Origin of the sequence: Limnohabitans sp. 2KL-3, assembly GCF_001269405.1 — a bacterium.
GTDB lineage: Bacteria > Pseudomonadota > Gammaproteobacteria > Burkholderiales > Burkholderiaceae_C > Limnohabitans_A.
Genome location: NZ_CXON01000003.1, coordinates 251,593 through 263,906 on the forward strand (window position 1 = coordinate 251,593; position 12,314 = coordinate 263,906).

Here is a 12,314-nt window from a genome sequence, read left to right on the forward strand (position 1 = left end):
GATTCTCCCACCTCCACCCCCGAATTCACTTCAGCCCCGTCGCCCTTTTTTGACATGACCCACCCCAACAAAACCCTGGACATCGTGGCGCTTGGCGAAGCCATGGTCGAGTTCAACCAGCGGCCTCATGAACAGGCCGACGACGCCCCGCTCTACCAACAAGGCTTTGGCGGCGATACCAGCAACGCCGCCATTGCCGCGGCCCGCGCCGGAGCGCGTGTGGCCTACCTGACGCGTCTGGGCACCGACCGCTGGGGTGATCGCCTGATGGACCTGTGGCAGCGCGAAAACGTGGACACCACCACCGTGGTGCGCGACACCCAAGCGCCCACCGGCATGTACTTTGTGAGCCACGACGCACAAGGCCACCACTTCAGCTATGCGCGTGCAGGCTCGGCCGCCAGCCGCATGCAGCCACAAGACATGACGCATTGGGCCGATTCAATCGCCCACAGCCAGTGGCTGCACCTGTCGGGCATCTCTTTGGCCATTTCCGCCTCGGCATGCGACATTGCGTTTGCGGCCATGCAGCACGCCCGCAGCGTGGGCACGCGGGTGGCGCTGGACTCCAACCTGCGTTTGTCGCTGTGGCCCCTGGCCCGGGCGCAGGCCTGCATCCGCCATGGGGTGAGTCTGTGTGATCTGTTTTTGCCCAGCCTGGAAGACATGACCGCACTCACCGACCTCACCCAAGCGGCCGACATCATCGCCTGGAGCCATGCCCAGGGTGCTGCGCAGGTGGTGCTCAAACTGGGGGCCGACGGGGCGCTGGCCAGCGACGGCAAAAACCAGCAACGCCTGCCAGGCCATGCGGTCACGGCCATCGACGCCACGGGCGCGGGCGACTGTTTTGCAGGCAACCTGTTGGCGCGTTTGTCAGCGGGCGACGACCTCTGGGCCGCCACCACTTACGCCAACGCCGCCGCCTCCCTGTCGGTGCAGGGCTTCGGTGCGGTCGGCCCCCTGCCCACACGCGAGACCGTGCTGAAGGTGTTGAACACTTCATCGAAAGGCGCAACAGCATGAGCAGCACAAGACCCTTGATCGCCATCGACTGGGGCACCTCTTCGCTGCGCGGTGCGCGGCTCGGTGTCAGCGGCCAGGTGCTCGAATCCCGTGAATTTCCACGCGGCATCCTCACCGTGCCGCCCGGCCAGTTTGAAGCGGTGTTCCAAGAATTCTTTGGCGACTGGATGCAAGCGCCGGGAGCGCTGTGCCTGATCTCGGGCATGGCGGGCAGCCGCCAGGGCTGGCAAGAAGCGCCCTACTGCCCCTGCCCCGCAGGCTTTGCCGAATTGGGCCAGCACCTGCTGTGGCTGCAGCCCGGACGAATCGCCCTGGTCCCAGGCCTGAGCTGCCTGGGTGCAGACGCCCTGAACACACCCGATGTGATGCGCGGCGAAGAGGTGCAAATTTTTGGGGCATTGCACATGGCGGGCCGCGACAGCGCCACGCTGGTGCTGCCCGGCACCCACAGCAAATGGGTGCAGGTGCAAGGCGGGCGCGTCACGCAATTCCAGACCTTCATGACCGGCGAGGTGTTTGCGCTGATGAGCCAGCACTCGATTTTGGGCAAGACGATGGACCTGCAGGGCGCTTTTGACGAAGCGGTTTTTTTGCAAGGCGTGGACACAATCCAGCAAACCCAGCAAAGCGGCAGTGTGTTGCACCACCTGTTTGCGGTGCGCACACTGGGCCTGTTTGAACGCCTGAGCGCGGCCCAATTGCCCAGTTATTTATCGGGCTTGCTGATCGGAGAAGAGCTGCGCCACCAGACGGCATCAGCCCACACCGAGCCGGTGATTTTGATCGGCAGCGAAGCCCTGACCCTGCGCTACACCCTGGCCCTGCAGCACCTGCGCATTCCATGCCAAAGCCGAGGGTCCGAGGCCACTTGGGCGGGCTTGTTTGCGCTGGCATCGGCATGCTGATTTTCAAACGCTCCATCGCGGCGAGGGCGCCGCTCCTACCCAATACCTCACCATGACATCCACCACCCAACCCGCCCACGCCTTGGCACAAGCCCTGGCCCAACTGCCCTTGATCGCCATCCTGCGCGGCCTCACCCCTGCTGAAGCACCGGCCATCGGCGAGGCGCTGGTCAGCAGCGGCTTTGTCATCATCGAGGTGCCACTCAACTCGCCCGAGCCCTTGCAGAGCATCGCCGCCCTGACAAAGCTTTTTCCGCAAACCCTGATCGGCGCTGGCACGGTGCTGAACGCGCAGCAGGTCAAAGACGTGCACGCTGCGGGTGGCCGTTTGGTTGTGGCACCCAACTTCAACCCCGCCGTGGTGGCGCAAGCCCTGGCCTTGAACATGGTGGTGCTGCCCGGTGTGGCCACGCCCACCGAAGCCTTTGCCGCACTCGATGCCGGTGCGCACGGCCTCAAACTTTTTCCGGCCGAGATGATTTCACCCGCCACCGTCAAAGCGCTTCGGGCCGTGCTGCCCAAATCGGCCGCCCTCATGCCCGTGGGCGGCATCACGCCCGACAACATGGCGGCTTACCGCACAGCAGGCGCTTCAGGTTTTGGTTTGGGATCGGCCTTGTACGCGCCGGGGCGTTCGGCGCAAGCGGTTCAACAGCAGGCCCAGGCCTTTGTGAAGGCCTTCAGGGGCTGAGCCTGGGTCCAGTGCCTCGAAAATTCAGGCCTTCTCGCCCAGACGCCCGTCCCTGAAATCCGCCAAGGCCTGGTAAATCTCTTCCTTGGTGTTCATGACAAACGGGCCGTATTGCACGATGGGCTCTTTGAGCGGTTGGCCCGCGACCAAGATGAGTTTGGCATCGGCACTGGCTTCGATCACCACGCCATCGGCCTGCGGCGTGTTTTTCAAAATGGCCATGCGCTGCAGAGGCACGGCCTGCCCTGCGATGCGCACCTCGCCCCGGTACACGTACACAAAGGCGTTGTGCCCGGCGGGCAGTGTTTGCTCAAAACGTGAGCTTGCGGGCATGTGCACGTCCAGATAAATCGGCTGGGTGATGCTGCGGCTCACCGCGCCTTGCACGCCGTGGCTGGCCCCGGCAATCACCGTCACGGCCACGCCTTCGGGCGTCTGGAACTGCGGCAGCTGGTCGTTCTGAAAATCGCGGTACCACGGCGCCTTCATCTTCTCGCTGCTGTGCAGGTTCAACCAGAGCTGAAAGCCCTCCATCACGCCGTCGGCTTGCTGCGGGATTTCAGAATGGATCACGCCTTGGCCTGCGGTCATCCATTGCACGCCACCGTTTTGCAGAAGGCCTTCGTTGCCCGCACTGTCGCGGTGCAGCATGCGCCCGGCGATCATGTAGGTCACGGTTTCAAAACCCCGGTGGGGGTGGTCCGGAAAGCCTGCTATATAGTCGTCAGGCTTGTCGCTGCCGAAGGCGTCGAGCATCAAAAACGGGTCGAGCCGGTGCTGCAAATCTTGGGTAAGGATGCGACTCAGCTTGACGCCTGCGCCGTCTGACGTGGCCTGGCCGGTGACCAGGCGCTCCACAGTGCGGGGCAGCTTGACGGTATCTGGGGTGTTGGACATGGGGGTTCCTTGTGCAAATTCAGGGGCTCGGGTTCCGGTCGACTTCAGGCCGAATTCAGGCCAAGGTCAAGCCACGTAATTGTGAATGCGCCGCGCCTTCCAGGTCAGGTGGCAGCTGGTGCTTGGACTGCAAGTAGTGGTGGGTGTACACCTCAAGCCAAGCCTGAAGCGTGTGGGCTGCATGGGTTTCACCTGCCAGATCGAGGCACAGCGATGCCACTTCGCTGGTGCAAAAGTGGTCATCGCGGCGCGAACGGCGCAACTTGTAATTTGAAATCTGCTCAGGGTGCAGACTCAGCACCGGCAACTTGTCCAGATAGGGACTTTTGCGGAACATCTTGCGCGCTTCGGGCCAGGTGGCGTCCAGCAAGATGAACAAGACTCGCTTGCCCACATCGGGGGTCTGGACCGTTCGCACCACCCGCTCAGGCTCCACAAAATCACCCGGAAAAACCACAAAGGCCTGCCACTGCGGATCGGCCAGCAGCGCCAGCAAAGCCGGGTCCACCTCGGTGCGGGCCCAGCCAAACGCAAAGGTGTCGGGCACCACGTCGGCAATCAGCCAGCCGGTGTTGCTGGGTTTGAGGGGCTCGATGTCGGCCATCAGCAAACACACGCCCGCATGGGTGGGCACCACCGACCGCAAGCCGCACAGGCAGTGGCTGAGCACCAAGCGGCAGCCCGGGCAGCGCTCACCCTTGATGCCGCCCCGGGCCAAAAAGGGTTTGGCGCTGCGGGCCAGCCGGGCGGTGCGCAGACGCGACACGGCGTGGGGCGCTGGAGCCAACTCAGGCTGGGTTAAACGCATGGGCTTGGCAAAGCCTCAAACCGCCGTGGCCATGCGCAAACGTCGCGCTGCTTCTTCGTCGCGCGCATCGTCGATTTCTCGCAACACGGCCTGCATGTCCACATTGGCCGTCGAACGCTCGAAGTGGCCCGTCAGCGGCGTCTCGTTGCTGAGCAATCCTGCTTGGTACAGGCTCCAGATTTCGGGGCCGTATTCGGTCTTGAGCAAGGCGGGCGCAAATTGCCCGAAAAAATCTCGCAAATTGCCCACGTCGCGCAGCAGCATGCGTTGGGCGTGGTTGTTGCCGGCCGCGTCCACCGCTTGGGGCAGGTCGATGATGACGGGCTCGTCCACCCCGGGCTGGTCGCCCTCACCAGGAATGTGGGCCAACAAAATGTTGAACTCCGACAAGTCGCCATGCACCACACCTGCGCACAGCATGCGCACCACTTCGGCAATCAAGGTGGCGTGGTGTTGCAGGGCTTGTTCGGGCGTGAAGGCCACATCGTTCAAGCGCGGGGCCGCGTCGCCATGGGCGTCGGTCACCAGCTCCATGAGCAATACGCCGTCAAAAAAGTTAAACGGTTTGGGCACACGCACACCGGCTGCGGCCAGGCGGTACAGCGCATCCACCTCGGCACTTTGCCAGGCGGCTTCTTGCTCCTGGCGACCAAACTTGCTGCCCTTGGCCATGGCGCGGGCCGAGCGCGAGTTTTTGACCTTGCGGTTTTCGGTGTAGTCCACCGCTTGCCGAAAACTGCGGTGCGTGGCTTCTTTGTAAATCTTGGCGCAGCGGGTCTCGTCGCCACAACGGACCACGAACACCATGGCCTCTTTGCCACTCATGAGCTGACGCACCACGGTGTCGATCAGGCCCTCTTCCACGAGGGTCTGCAGCCGGGGGGGAGCCTTCATCCAGGGCGATGCAAGACGCAGATTTTGTGGCCGTCGGGGTCGCGCAGGTAAGCCAAGTAGAGTTTGCCGGCAGCGCCTTCGCGCCAGCCTGGAGGGTCTTCACAGGTCACGCCACCATGGGCCACACCCGCCGCATGGAAGGCATCCGCTTGCTCGGGCGAAGTCGCCTTGAAACCATAAGTGCTGCCATTGCCCACCGAGGCGGCTTCACCGTTGATGGGGGTGGTGATGCCAAAGGTGCCGGTCGGGCTGCGGTAAAAGTAGCGCTGGTTGTTGGCCATTCCGGGCGCAATGCCGACAGTGCCCAAAACGGCGTCGTAAAACTTTTTGGAGGCTTCGAGGTCTTTGACCCCGACCATGACGTGACTGAACATTGTGTTCTCCTTGAAAACCCGGTGGTGGGCGAATGATCGGGGTCAATGGTACTTGATACCCGTGCTTGGCATGCCGACCACAGGGGCCTTTTTGAAACCCCCTTTGAAGTCCTGGGGGTTGGTGCTGTCCGCCACACGACGAGCTTGTGCGACAAAAGGACCTCCCTTGTGGCAGCATGGCAACTTTCGCAACCAACCTTTGAGCCCCCTGAGGAGACCCCCATGACCCCATCGAACACGCTTTCATTCGGCTTGCAAGGCCGCGTCGCCATCGTCACCGGGGCAGCCAACGGCATTGGCGAGGCCTGTGCCCGCCGCTTTGCGGCAGAAGGTGCCCATGTGGTGCTGGCCGATGTGAACAGCGAGCGCGGTGCCACCGTGGCCGCCGAGCTGCGCAGCGAAGGTCACAGCGCCGGCTTCATCGCCTGCGACGTGTCGCGCAAAGCCGATGTGGATGCGCTCGTGAACCATGTGCTGCAGGCTTTTGGCCGCCTGGATGTGCTGGTCAACAACGCGGGCATCTTCAAAGCCGCCGATTTTCTGGACGTGACCGAAGAAGACTTTGATGCCGTCATCAACGTCAACATCAAGGGCTCGTTCTTGATGGGCCAAGCCGCCGCCCGCGCCATGAAAAGCACCGGGGGCGGCTCGATTGTCAACATGAGCTCGGTGAACGCCGTGATGGCCATCCCCAACATCGCCAGCTACAACGTGAGCAAGGGCGGCATCAACCAACTGACCCGAGCCATGTCGCTGGCTCTGGCCGACTTTGGCATCCGCGTGAACGCGGTGGCACCGGGCACGATTGCCACCGAACTGGCCCGCCAGGCGGTGCTGACCAGCGAAGCGGCTGAAAAGAAAATCATGATGCGCACACCCATGAAGCGTTTGGGCGAGCCGGACGAAGTCGCCAAGGTGGTTGCCTTTTTGGCCAGCGATGCGGCAAGCTACATCACCGGTGAAATCGTCACCGTGGATGGCGGACGCATGGCGCTGAACTACACCGTGCCTGTTTGAAGAAAACCCATTTTGTGAACCCCTCTCCATCTACATCCTCCTCTTTACTCGACACCTGGTTGGCCCAAGAACAGGTGGTGCGTCAACGCCTGGATGCAGGTGCTGGCCCTGGTGTGGCGCGGCCTGACCAAGTGGCTGGCAAAACCGGCCTGCAAGTCATGCAAGGCCTGCTGAGTGGCGAACTGCCCTACGCCAGCATCGCCAAGACCCTGGACTTTGTGCTGATCGAGGTCAGCGCAGGCCAGGCGATTTTTCAGGGCGCACCGGGCTTGAACCACATGAACCCGCTGGGCACCGTGCATGGCGGGTGGTTTGCCACCTTGCTCGACTCGGCCTTGGGCTGCGCGGTGCACACCATGATGCCGCCCGGGCGCGGCTACACCACGGCCGATCTGAGCGTGAAACTCGTCAAGGCCCTCACCCCCAAAGTGCAGCGCGTGCGGGCCATTGGCCAGGTGGTGCACTGCGGCCGCCAGTTGGCCACCGCCGAAGCCCGACTCGTCGGGCCCGACGGCACCCTGTACGCCCATGCCAGCACGGCCTGCCTGGTTTTTGAAATGCCATCACCCACCGGAAACAAACCATGAGACTTCTTCACACCATGCTGCGCGTGGGCGACCTCCAGCGCTCCATCGACTTCTACACCAAGGTGCTGGGCATGAAACTGCTGCGCACCTCGGAAAACCCCGAGTACAAATACTCGCTGGCCTTTGTCGGGTACGGCAACAACCCCGACCATGCCGAGCTGGAGCTGACCTACAACTGGGGCGTGGAAAGCTACGAGATGGGCACGGCCTACGGCCACATCGCCCTGGGCGTGCCCGATGCCTATGCCGCCTGCGACAAGATCAAAGCCGCTGGCGGCAAAGTCACACGCGAGGCCGGCCCCGTCAAAGGCGGCACCACGGTGATCGCCTTTGTGACCGACCCCGATGGCTACAAGGTGGAGCTGATCCAACGGGCCGAGTACGCAGCGGGACAAGGACTGCGCTGAAAAAAACGGAGCCAAGACATGATCGATCTGACCGGCCAACGCATCCTGGTGACCCAGTCCCAAGATTTCATGGGGCCCGCCCTGTGCCACGAGTTGCGGGCCTGTGGCGCTGAAGTGATCGCCGATGAGCGCCTGCTCACCCACCCGCTGGACGCGCAGGCCGTGATCGAGGCGGCTGGCCCGCTGGATGCGCTGGTGATCAACCTGGCGCTGCCTGCACCGTCCACCCCTGTCACGCAAATTGACGAAGCCGAGTGGCGGCAAGTGTTTGAGGTGATGGTGGACCCACTGCCTCGCTTGGTGCGGGCGGTGGTGCCCTGCATGAAGGCCCGGGGCGGCGGCAAGATCGTGGTCATGGGCAGCGCCTCGGCCTTGCGCGGCATGAAGCGTGCCGCCAGCTACAGCGCCGCGCGGGGTGCACAGCTGGCCTATGTGCAAGCGGCCGGCGTGGAGCTGGCCCCGGACAACATCCAGCTCAATGCTGTGGCGCAAAACTTTGTCGACAACCCCACCTATTTCCCACCCGAGGTGCAGGCCAACCCACGTTTTCAGGAGCGCCTGAAACGCGAAGTGCCGCTGGGCCGCTTGGTCAAGGCCGAAGAAGATGCCCGCTTTGTGGCCTACCTGTGCAGCAATGCAGCCAGCTGCTTTGTCGGGCAAGTGTTCCCGATCTCGGGCGGGTGGGCCGTGCGCTGACAGGTGACGGTGCAGAAGTTATGGATTTGGCCCGATTAAGTTTGCAAGAACGCTTTTTGTGAGTGCCGCGTCCTTGTCGCGATAGAGTCTCGCAGATCACTACCCATCGCCCCGAGGGCGGGGCTCCCACACGGACCGCTGTGCTCACTTTTGTGGGAGCGGCGCCCTCGCCGCGATAGAGCCGCGCAGAACACTCCCATCGCCCCGAGGGCGGGGCTCCCACACGGATCGCTGTGCTCAAGCAAAGCCATTCACTTCAAACTTCACAAGGCTGGATCCATAAGACCTGCGGGGGTATTTGCAGGTCGGCGGCTTCAGCCCCGACCAGTTTCCGTAGCGCACAAGCCATATCGGACCTGAAGGTACCGACCTACAAATCAACGTGTCAGCTGAGTCGCCTCACGGGCCAACGCCTCGATGCGAGCCCAATCGCCTTGGGCCAGTGCATCGGCAGGCACCAGCCACGAGCCGCCCACGCAGGCCACGTTGGGCAGGCTCAAAAACTCGGCGGCATTGCCCGGGGTCACGCCGCCCGTGGGGCAGAACTTCACATCAAAAAACGGACCGCTCCAGGCCTTGAGCATGGCGGGGCCGCCCGCCTGCATGGCCGGGAAGAATTTGAGTTCGGTGTAGCCATCTTCTTGGGCCATCATGATTTCGCTGCCGGTGGCCACACCGGGCAGCAATGACAAACCGTGGTCGCGGCAAGCCTGGCCCACAGCGCGGGTGTAACCGGGACTGACCGCGAAACGGGCACCGGCTTTGGCTGCTGCTGCTGCGTCAGCTGGGCTGCGCACGGTACCCGCACCGACCACGGCACCAGGCACTTCTTTGGCAATGGCTTCCATGCAAGCCAGCGCCTGCGGCGTGCGCAGCGTGACTTCGAGCATGCGGATGCCACCGGCCACCAGGGCGCGGGCCATGGGCACGGCGTGGGCTACATCGTTCAAGACGATCACGGGGATCACGGGGGCGTCCTGCATCACTTGCAGGGCGGTCAAACTTTGACTCAGATTCACAGCCATGTGCAGGCTCCTTCTTCGGCTTTGAGCGCGTTGCGGCGCAGGTTGGCAAACAGTTCACGGCCCATGCCCACACCGTTGGCGGCACGCAGCTCGGCGGGCATTTGGGCCAGCGGGCGGGCGGCCCATTCGGCCTCGCTCACCAGCACATGCAGGGTGCCCAACACGCCGTCGATCCGGATCAAATCGTCGTCTTGCACCTTGGCCAGTGGACCACCGGCTGCGGCTTCGGGTGAAACGTGGATGGCGGCAGGCACTTTGCCCGAGGCACCGCTCATGCGGCCATCGGTCACCAGCGCCACCTTGTAGCCCTTGCCTTGCAGCACGGCCAGCGGCGGCGTGAGTTTGTGCAGTTCGGGCATGCCGTTGGCTTGCGGGCCTTGCCAGCGCACCACACACACCACATCACGGTCGAGCTCTCCGGATTTGAAGGCTTGCTGCAATTCATCTTGTGAGTTGAACACGCGGGCCGGGGCTTCAATCACATGCAAGGCTTCGGGCACGGCTGAGATCTTGATCACGCTGCGGCCCAGATTGCCTTGCAAAAGTTTGAGGCCACCCGTGGCGCTGAAGGGGCTGCTCGCCGGGCGCACCACGGTGTCATCTTTGCTGGCACCGGCCTCATGCCAGACCAGTTGGCCATTTTGGGCAGACGGGATGCGGGTGAATTCACGCAGGCCACCGGGGCGCACAGTCAACACATCGGCGTGCATCAGGCCCGCATCGAGCAGTTCGCGGATCACATAGCCCGGGCCACCTGCGGCCTGGAACTGGTTCACGTCGGCACTGCCGTTGGGGTACACGCGGGTGAGCAGCGGCACCACGTCTGACAAGGCCGAGAAGTCGTCCCAGTCGATCACGATGCCCGCCGCACGCGCCACCGCCACCCAGTGGATCAAGTGGTTGGTCGAGCCGCCCGTGGCCAGCAGGGCGACCATGGCGTTGACGATGCAGCGCTCGTCGACCAAGCGGCCAATCGGCGTGAAGTTTTTGTCCTTGACCAGCGCCAGCACGGTGCGGGCTGCTTCGCGGGTCAGGTCTTGGCGCACGCCTTCGCCGGGGTTGATGAAGGCGGTGCCGGGCACATGCAGGCCCATGGCTTCGAGCAGCATCTGGTTGCTGTTGGCGGTGCCGTAAAAAGTGCAGGTGCCTTCGCCGTGGTAGGCCTTGGACTCCGCTTCCAGCAATTCAGGGCGACCCACCAAACCCAGTGCCGCTTGCTCGCGCACCTTGGATTTTTCGTTGTTGGACAGGCCGCTGGTCATAGGGCCAGCCGGAACAAACACCGTGGGCAAATGGCCAAACTGCAAAGCGCCAATGAGCAGGCCCGGCACGATCTTGTCGCACACACCCAGCATCAGGGCCGCGTCAAACACGTCATGACTGAGCGACACAGCTGTGGCCATGGCGATCACATCGCGGCTGAACAGGCTCAGCTCCATGCCCGGCGTGCCTTGCGTGACGCCATCGCACATGGCGGGCACGCCCCCGGCCACCTGGGCGGTGGCACCCAGTTTGCGGGCCTCGTCTTTGATCAGGTCGGGGTAATGCTGCAGCGGCGCGTGAGCCGACAGCAAATCGTTGTAGGCATTGACGATGCCGATGTTGGGCGCACGCGGGGCCACCACTTTGATTTTGTCGAGCGCGGTGGCGCGGCCTTTGTCGCCTTCGGGCATGGCGGCAAAGGCATGCGCCACGTTGGCACAGCCCAGGCGCTGGGCACCGGGGTCTTGGCTGGCGGCGGCATCGACCTGCTGCAAATAAGCCTGGCGGGTCGGGCGGCTGCGTTCGGTGATGCGGGTGGTGACCGCCATCAAAATCGGGTGAAGGGTCATGTTTGGACGCCGGGTCAGGCGTGGTAACTAAATTACATGCCCGATGGTAACCGCCTTACCGCCATTTGGCGCCATCTCTCGGTTACAGACAGGGTACAACCCGCAAGACAAGCAGCCGATGGACCGCTGAAGGCCCCAAAACGCCTCTCTTGAAAAGCCAGCCCTGCTGTGCTTACGGTTGCTTGCACGCGAAAAAAAACCCGCCGAAGCGGGTTTTTTCAGTGCGCCATCACGATCACTTGGCCGCAGAAGCATCAGCAGCGGGGGGCGCTGCAGGTGCAGAAGCGTCAGCGACGGGGGCAGAGGCATCGGCAGCAGGCGCTGCCACCGCAGCGGGTGCGGGTGCAGCAGGAGCGGCTTTTTTGCTTTTGGCCAAACCAAAACCAATGGCCAAGCCCACGGCCAGCACGATCACGGCCACCAAAACGGCCCACACTACAGGTTGATTGTCATCTTGAGGGGTCGACATGTTTCTTTTCTCCGAAAATGGTGGCGAGATTGTAATGGGGTCTGATTGCACATGACTGACACACCCGCCACAAGCCCAGACACCAAGGTTCTGGACCCAGGGCACCACATCACGCCAACATCCTTCAAACCGGACCTGCTTGAGCGCTTCAGAGCGCAAACCGCAGGCCAGGATTTGTGGGTGTTTGGCTATGCCTCGCTGCTGTGGCGACCCGAATTTGAAGCACAAGAACAACACATCAGCCGCGTCTGGGGCTGGCACCGTGCCCTGAAAATGTGGAGCCGCCTGAACCGGGGCAGCCCCGAATGCCCCGGCCTGGTGTTTGCCTTGTTGCCCGGCGGCAGCTGCCAGGGCGTGGCCTATCGGGTGGCCCGCGAACAAGCCGACGAGGTGCTGGTGCGGCTGTGGGAGCGGGAAATGCCCATGGACGTCTACACCCCCAGCTGGTTGCCTTGCAACACGCCACAAGGCCCCGTTCAGGCGCTGGCTTTTACCCTGCCGCGCAGCAGCCCCAGCTTCACCGGCCAGCTGCCAGCCGACGCTTACCGGCAAATTTTCAAGCAGGCCTGCGGGCGATTTGGCACGACGCTGGACTATGCCCGGCAAACCTACAGCAGTCTGCAGGCCCACGGCATCGAAGACCGGGCGCTGGCCGCCTTGCTGCGCTATGCCGACTGAGCGTATCC

At 63.2% G+C, this 12,314-nt stretch carries 15 protein-coding genes; 8 read left to right on the plus strand and 7 right to left on the minus strand.

All coding sequences use genetic code 11. The features are described from left to right. Window positions 1-54 precede the first annotated feature (54 nt). Genes AMM41_RS05865 through AMM41_RS05875 form a run of 3 tightly spaced genes read left to right on the plus strand, consistent with a single transcriptional unit; the run spans window position 55 to window position 2,622 of the window. A complete protein-coding gene (locus tag AMM41_RS05865; protein ID WP_089954381.1) occupies window positions 55-1,026 on the plus strand; it encodes a sugar kinase in 972 nt (323 codons plus the stop codon). Then, window positions 1,023-1,931, plus strand: coding sequence for a 2-dehydro-3-deoxygalactonokinase (locus tag AMM41_RS05870; RefSeq protein ID WP_089954384.1), 909 nt, complete (start codon window positions 1,023-1,025; stop codon window positions 1,929-1,931). Before AMM41_RS05865 ends, AMM41_RS05870 begins: the two co-directional genes overlap by 4 nt. 52 nt (window positions 1,932-1,983) lie before the next feature. Next, window positions 1,984-2,622 carry a 2-dehydro-3-deoxy-6-phosphogalactonate aldolase gene (locus tag AMM41_RS05875; RefSeq protein ID WP_089955280.1) on the plus strand — a complete coding sequence of 213 codons (639 nt, stop codon included), beginning with the start codon at window positions 1,984-1,986 and terminating at the stop codon, window positions 2,620-2,622. A 24-nt stretch (window positions 2,623-2,646) separates the two neighbouring features. Here AMM41_RS05875 and AMM41_RS05880 read toward each other — a convergent pair whose 3' ends face one another. From AMM41_RS05880 to AMM41_RS05895, 4 genes are read right to left on the minus strand one after another with little or no spacing between them, the layout of a single operon-like run. Next, entirely contained in the window at window positions 2,647-3,519 is an 873-nt protein-coding gene (locus AMM41_RS05880; protein ID WP_089954387.1) for a pirin family protein, read from the minus strand. Window positions 3,520-3,574: 55 nt separating this feature from the next. After that, a complete protein-coding gene (locus AMM41_RS05885; protein ID WP_089954390.1) occupies window positions 3,575-4,327 on the minus strand; it encodes a tRNA-uridine aminocarboxypropyltransferase in 753 nt (250 codons plus the stop codon). A gap of 15 nt (window positions 4,328-4,342) precedes the next feature. After that, a complete protein-coding gene (locus tag AMM41_RS05890; RefSeq protein ID WP_089954394.1) occupies window positions 4,343-5,221 on the minus strand; it encodes a PA4780 family RIO1-like protein kinase in 879 nt (292 codons plus the stop codon). After that, window positions 5,218-5,595: a VOC family protein gene (locus AMM41_RS05895; RefSeq protein ID WP_089954399.1), complete on the minus strand. Its 378-nt coding sequence runs from the start codon at window positions 5,593-5,595 to the stop codon at window positions 5,218-5,220. The genes AMM41_RS05890 and AMM41_RS05895 overlap by 4 nt, the downstream gene beginning before the upstream one ends. 222 nt (window positions 5,596-5,817) lie before the next feature. On the opposite strand from AMM41_RS05895, the gene AMM41_RS05900 reads away from it, so the two are divergent. The 4 genes from AMM41_RS05900 to AMM41_RS05915 are packed head-to-tail and all read left to right on the plus strand — an operon-like array spanning window position 5,818 to window position 8,302. Further along, the gene (locus AMM41_RS05900; protein ID WP_089954402.1) at window positions 5,818-6,612 is read left to right on the plus strand and encodes an SDR family NAD(P)-dependent oxidoreductase; all 795 of its coding nucleotides are present in this window, start codon (window positions 5,818-5,820) and stop codon (window positions 6,610-6,612) included. A 14-nt stretch (window positions 6,613-6,626) separates the two neighbouring features. Further along, entirely contained in the window at window positions 6,627-7,199 is a 573-nt protein-coding gene (locus AMM41_RS05905; RefSeq protein ID WP_089954405.1) for a PaaI family thioesterase, read from the plus strand. Continuing rightward, window positions 7,196-7,606 carry a lactoylglutathione lyase gene (gene gloA, locus AMM41_RS05910; RefSeq protein WP_089954409.1) on the plus strand — a complete coding sequence of 137 codons (411 nt, stop codon included), beginning with the start codon at window positions 7,196-7,198 and terminating at the stop codon, window positions 7,604-7,606. Before AMM41_RS05905 ends, gloA begins: the two co-directional genes overlap by 4 nt. An 18-nt stretch (window positions 7,607-7,624) precedes the next feature. Then, complete coding sequence (locus AMM41_RS05915; RefSeq protein WP_089954413.1) at window positions 7,625-8,302, plus strand: SDR family oxidoreductase; 678 nt, start codon at window positions 7,625-7,627, stop codon at window positions 8,300-8,302. 377 nt (window positions 8,303-8,679) lie between these two features. Here the strand turns inward: AMM41_RS05915 and eda are convergent, their stop codons facing one another. The 3 genes from eda to AMM41_RS05930 all read right to left on the minus strand — a co-directional run bounded on the left by eda (window position 8,680) and on the right by AMM41_RS05930 (window position 11,628). Beyond that, window positions 8,680-9,327, minus strand: coding sequence for a bifunctional 4-hydroxy-2-oxoglutarate aldolase/2-dehydro-3-deoxy-phosphogluconate aldolase (eda, locus tag AMM41_RS05920; RefSeq protein ID WP_089954417.1), 648 nt, complete (start codon window positions 9,325-9,327; stop codon window positions 8,680-8,682). Next, window positions 9,318-11,159 (minus strand): phosphogluconate dehydratase, encoded by a 1,842-nt coding sequence (gene edd / locus AMM41_RS05925; RefSeq protein ID WP_089954422.1) that lies wholly within the window; start codon window positions 11,157-11,159, stop codon window positions 9,318-9,320. Before edd ends, eda begins: the two co-directional genes overlap by 10 nt. A 235-nt stretch (window positions 11,160-11,394) precedes the next feature. Further along, the gene (locus tag AMM41_RS05930) at window positions 11,395-11,628 is read right to left on the minus strand and encodes a hypothetical protein (protein WP_089954425.1); all 234 of its coding nucleotides are present in this window, start codon (window positions 11,626-11,628) and stop codon (window positions 11,395-11,397) included. Window positions 11,629-11,679: 51 nt separating this feature from the next. Here AMM41_RS05930 and AMM41_RS05935 point away from each other — a divergent pair, with 51 nt between their 5' ends. Beyond that, window positions 11,680-12,306: a gamma-glutamylcyclotransferase gene (locus AMM41_RS05935; RefSeq protein ID WP_089954429.1), complete on the plus strand. Its 627-nt coding sequence runs from the start codon at window positions 11,680-11,682 to the stop codon at window positions 12,304-12,306. Window positions 12,307-12,314 lie beyond the last annotated feature (8 nt).

What these genes read in the sequence shown, in the direction of transcription:
- AMM41_RS05865 (WP_089954381.1), top strand. Translation starts at nt 55, where the DNA reads ATGACCCACCCCAACAAAACCCTGGACATCGTGGCGCTTGGCGAAGCC.
- AMM41_RS05870 (WP_089954384.1), top strand. Translation starts at nt 1,023, where the DNA reads ATGAGCAGCACAAGACCCTTGATCGCCATCGACTGGGGCACCTCTTCG.
- AMM41_RS05875 (WP_089955280.1), top strand. Translation starts at nt 1,984, where the DNA reads ATGACATCCACCACCCAACCCGCCCACGCCTTGGCACAAGCCCTGGCC.
- AMM41_RS05880 (WP_089954387.1), bottom strand. Translation starts at nt 3,519, where the DNA reads ATGTCCAACACCCCAGATACCGTCAAGCTGCCCCGCACTGTGGAGCGC.
- AMM41_RS05885 (WP_089954390.1), bottom strand. Translation starts at nt 4,327, where the DNA reads ATGCGTTTAACCCAGCCTGAGTTGGCTCCAGCGCCCCACGCCGTGTCG.
- AMM41_RS05890 (WP_089954394.1), bottom strand. Translation starts at nt 5,221, where the DNA reads ATGAAGGCTCCCCCCCGGCTGCAGACCCTCGTGGAAGAGGGCCTGATC.
- AMM41_RS05895 (WP_089954399.1), bottom strand. Translation starts at nt 5,595, where the DNA reads ATGTTCAGTCACGTCATGGTCGGGGTCAAAGACCTCGAAGCCTCCAAA.
- AMM41_RS05900 (WP_089954402.1), top strand. Translation starts at nt 5,818, where the DNA reads ATGACCCCATCGAACACGCTTTCATTCGGCTTGCAAGGCCGCGTCGCC.
- gloA (WP_089954409.1), top strand. Translation starts at nt 7,196, where the DNA reads ATGAGACTTCTTCACACCATGCTGCGCGTGGGCGACCTCCAGCGCTCC.
- AMM41_RS05915 (WP_089954413.1), top strand. Translation starts at nt 7,625, where the DNA reads ATGATCGATCTGACCGGCCAACGCATCCTGGTGACCCAGTCCCAAGAT.
- eda (WP_089954417.1), bottom strand. Translation starts at nt 9,327, where the DNA reads ATGGCTGTGAATCTGAGTCAAAGTTTGACCGCCCTGCAAGTGATGCAG.
- edd (WP_089954422.1), bottom strand. Translation starts at nt 11,159, where the DNA reads ATGACCCTTCACCCGATTTTGATGGCGGTCACCACCCGCATCACCGAA.
- AMM41_RS05930 (WP_089954425.1), bottom strand. Translation starts at nt 11,628, where the DNA reads ATGTCGACCCCTCAAGATGACAATCAACCTGTAGTGTGGGCCGTTTTG.
- AMM41_RS05935 (WP_089954429.1), top strand. Translation starts at nt 11,680, where the DNA reads ATGACTGACACACCCGCCACAAGCCCAGACACCAAGGTTCTGGACCCA.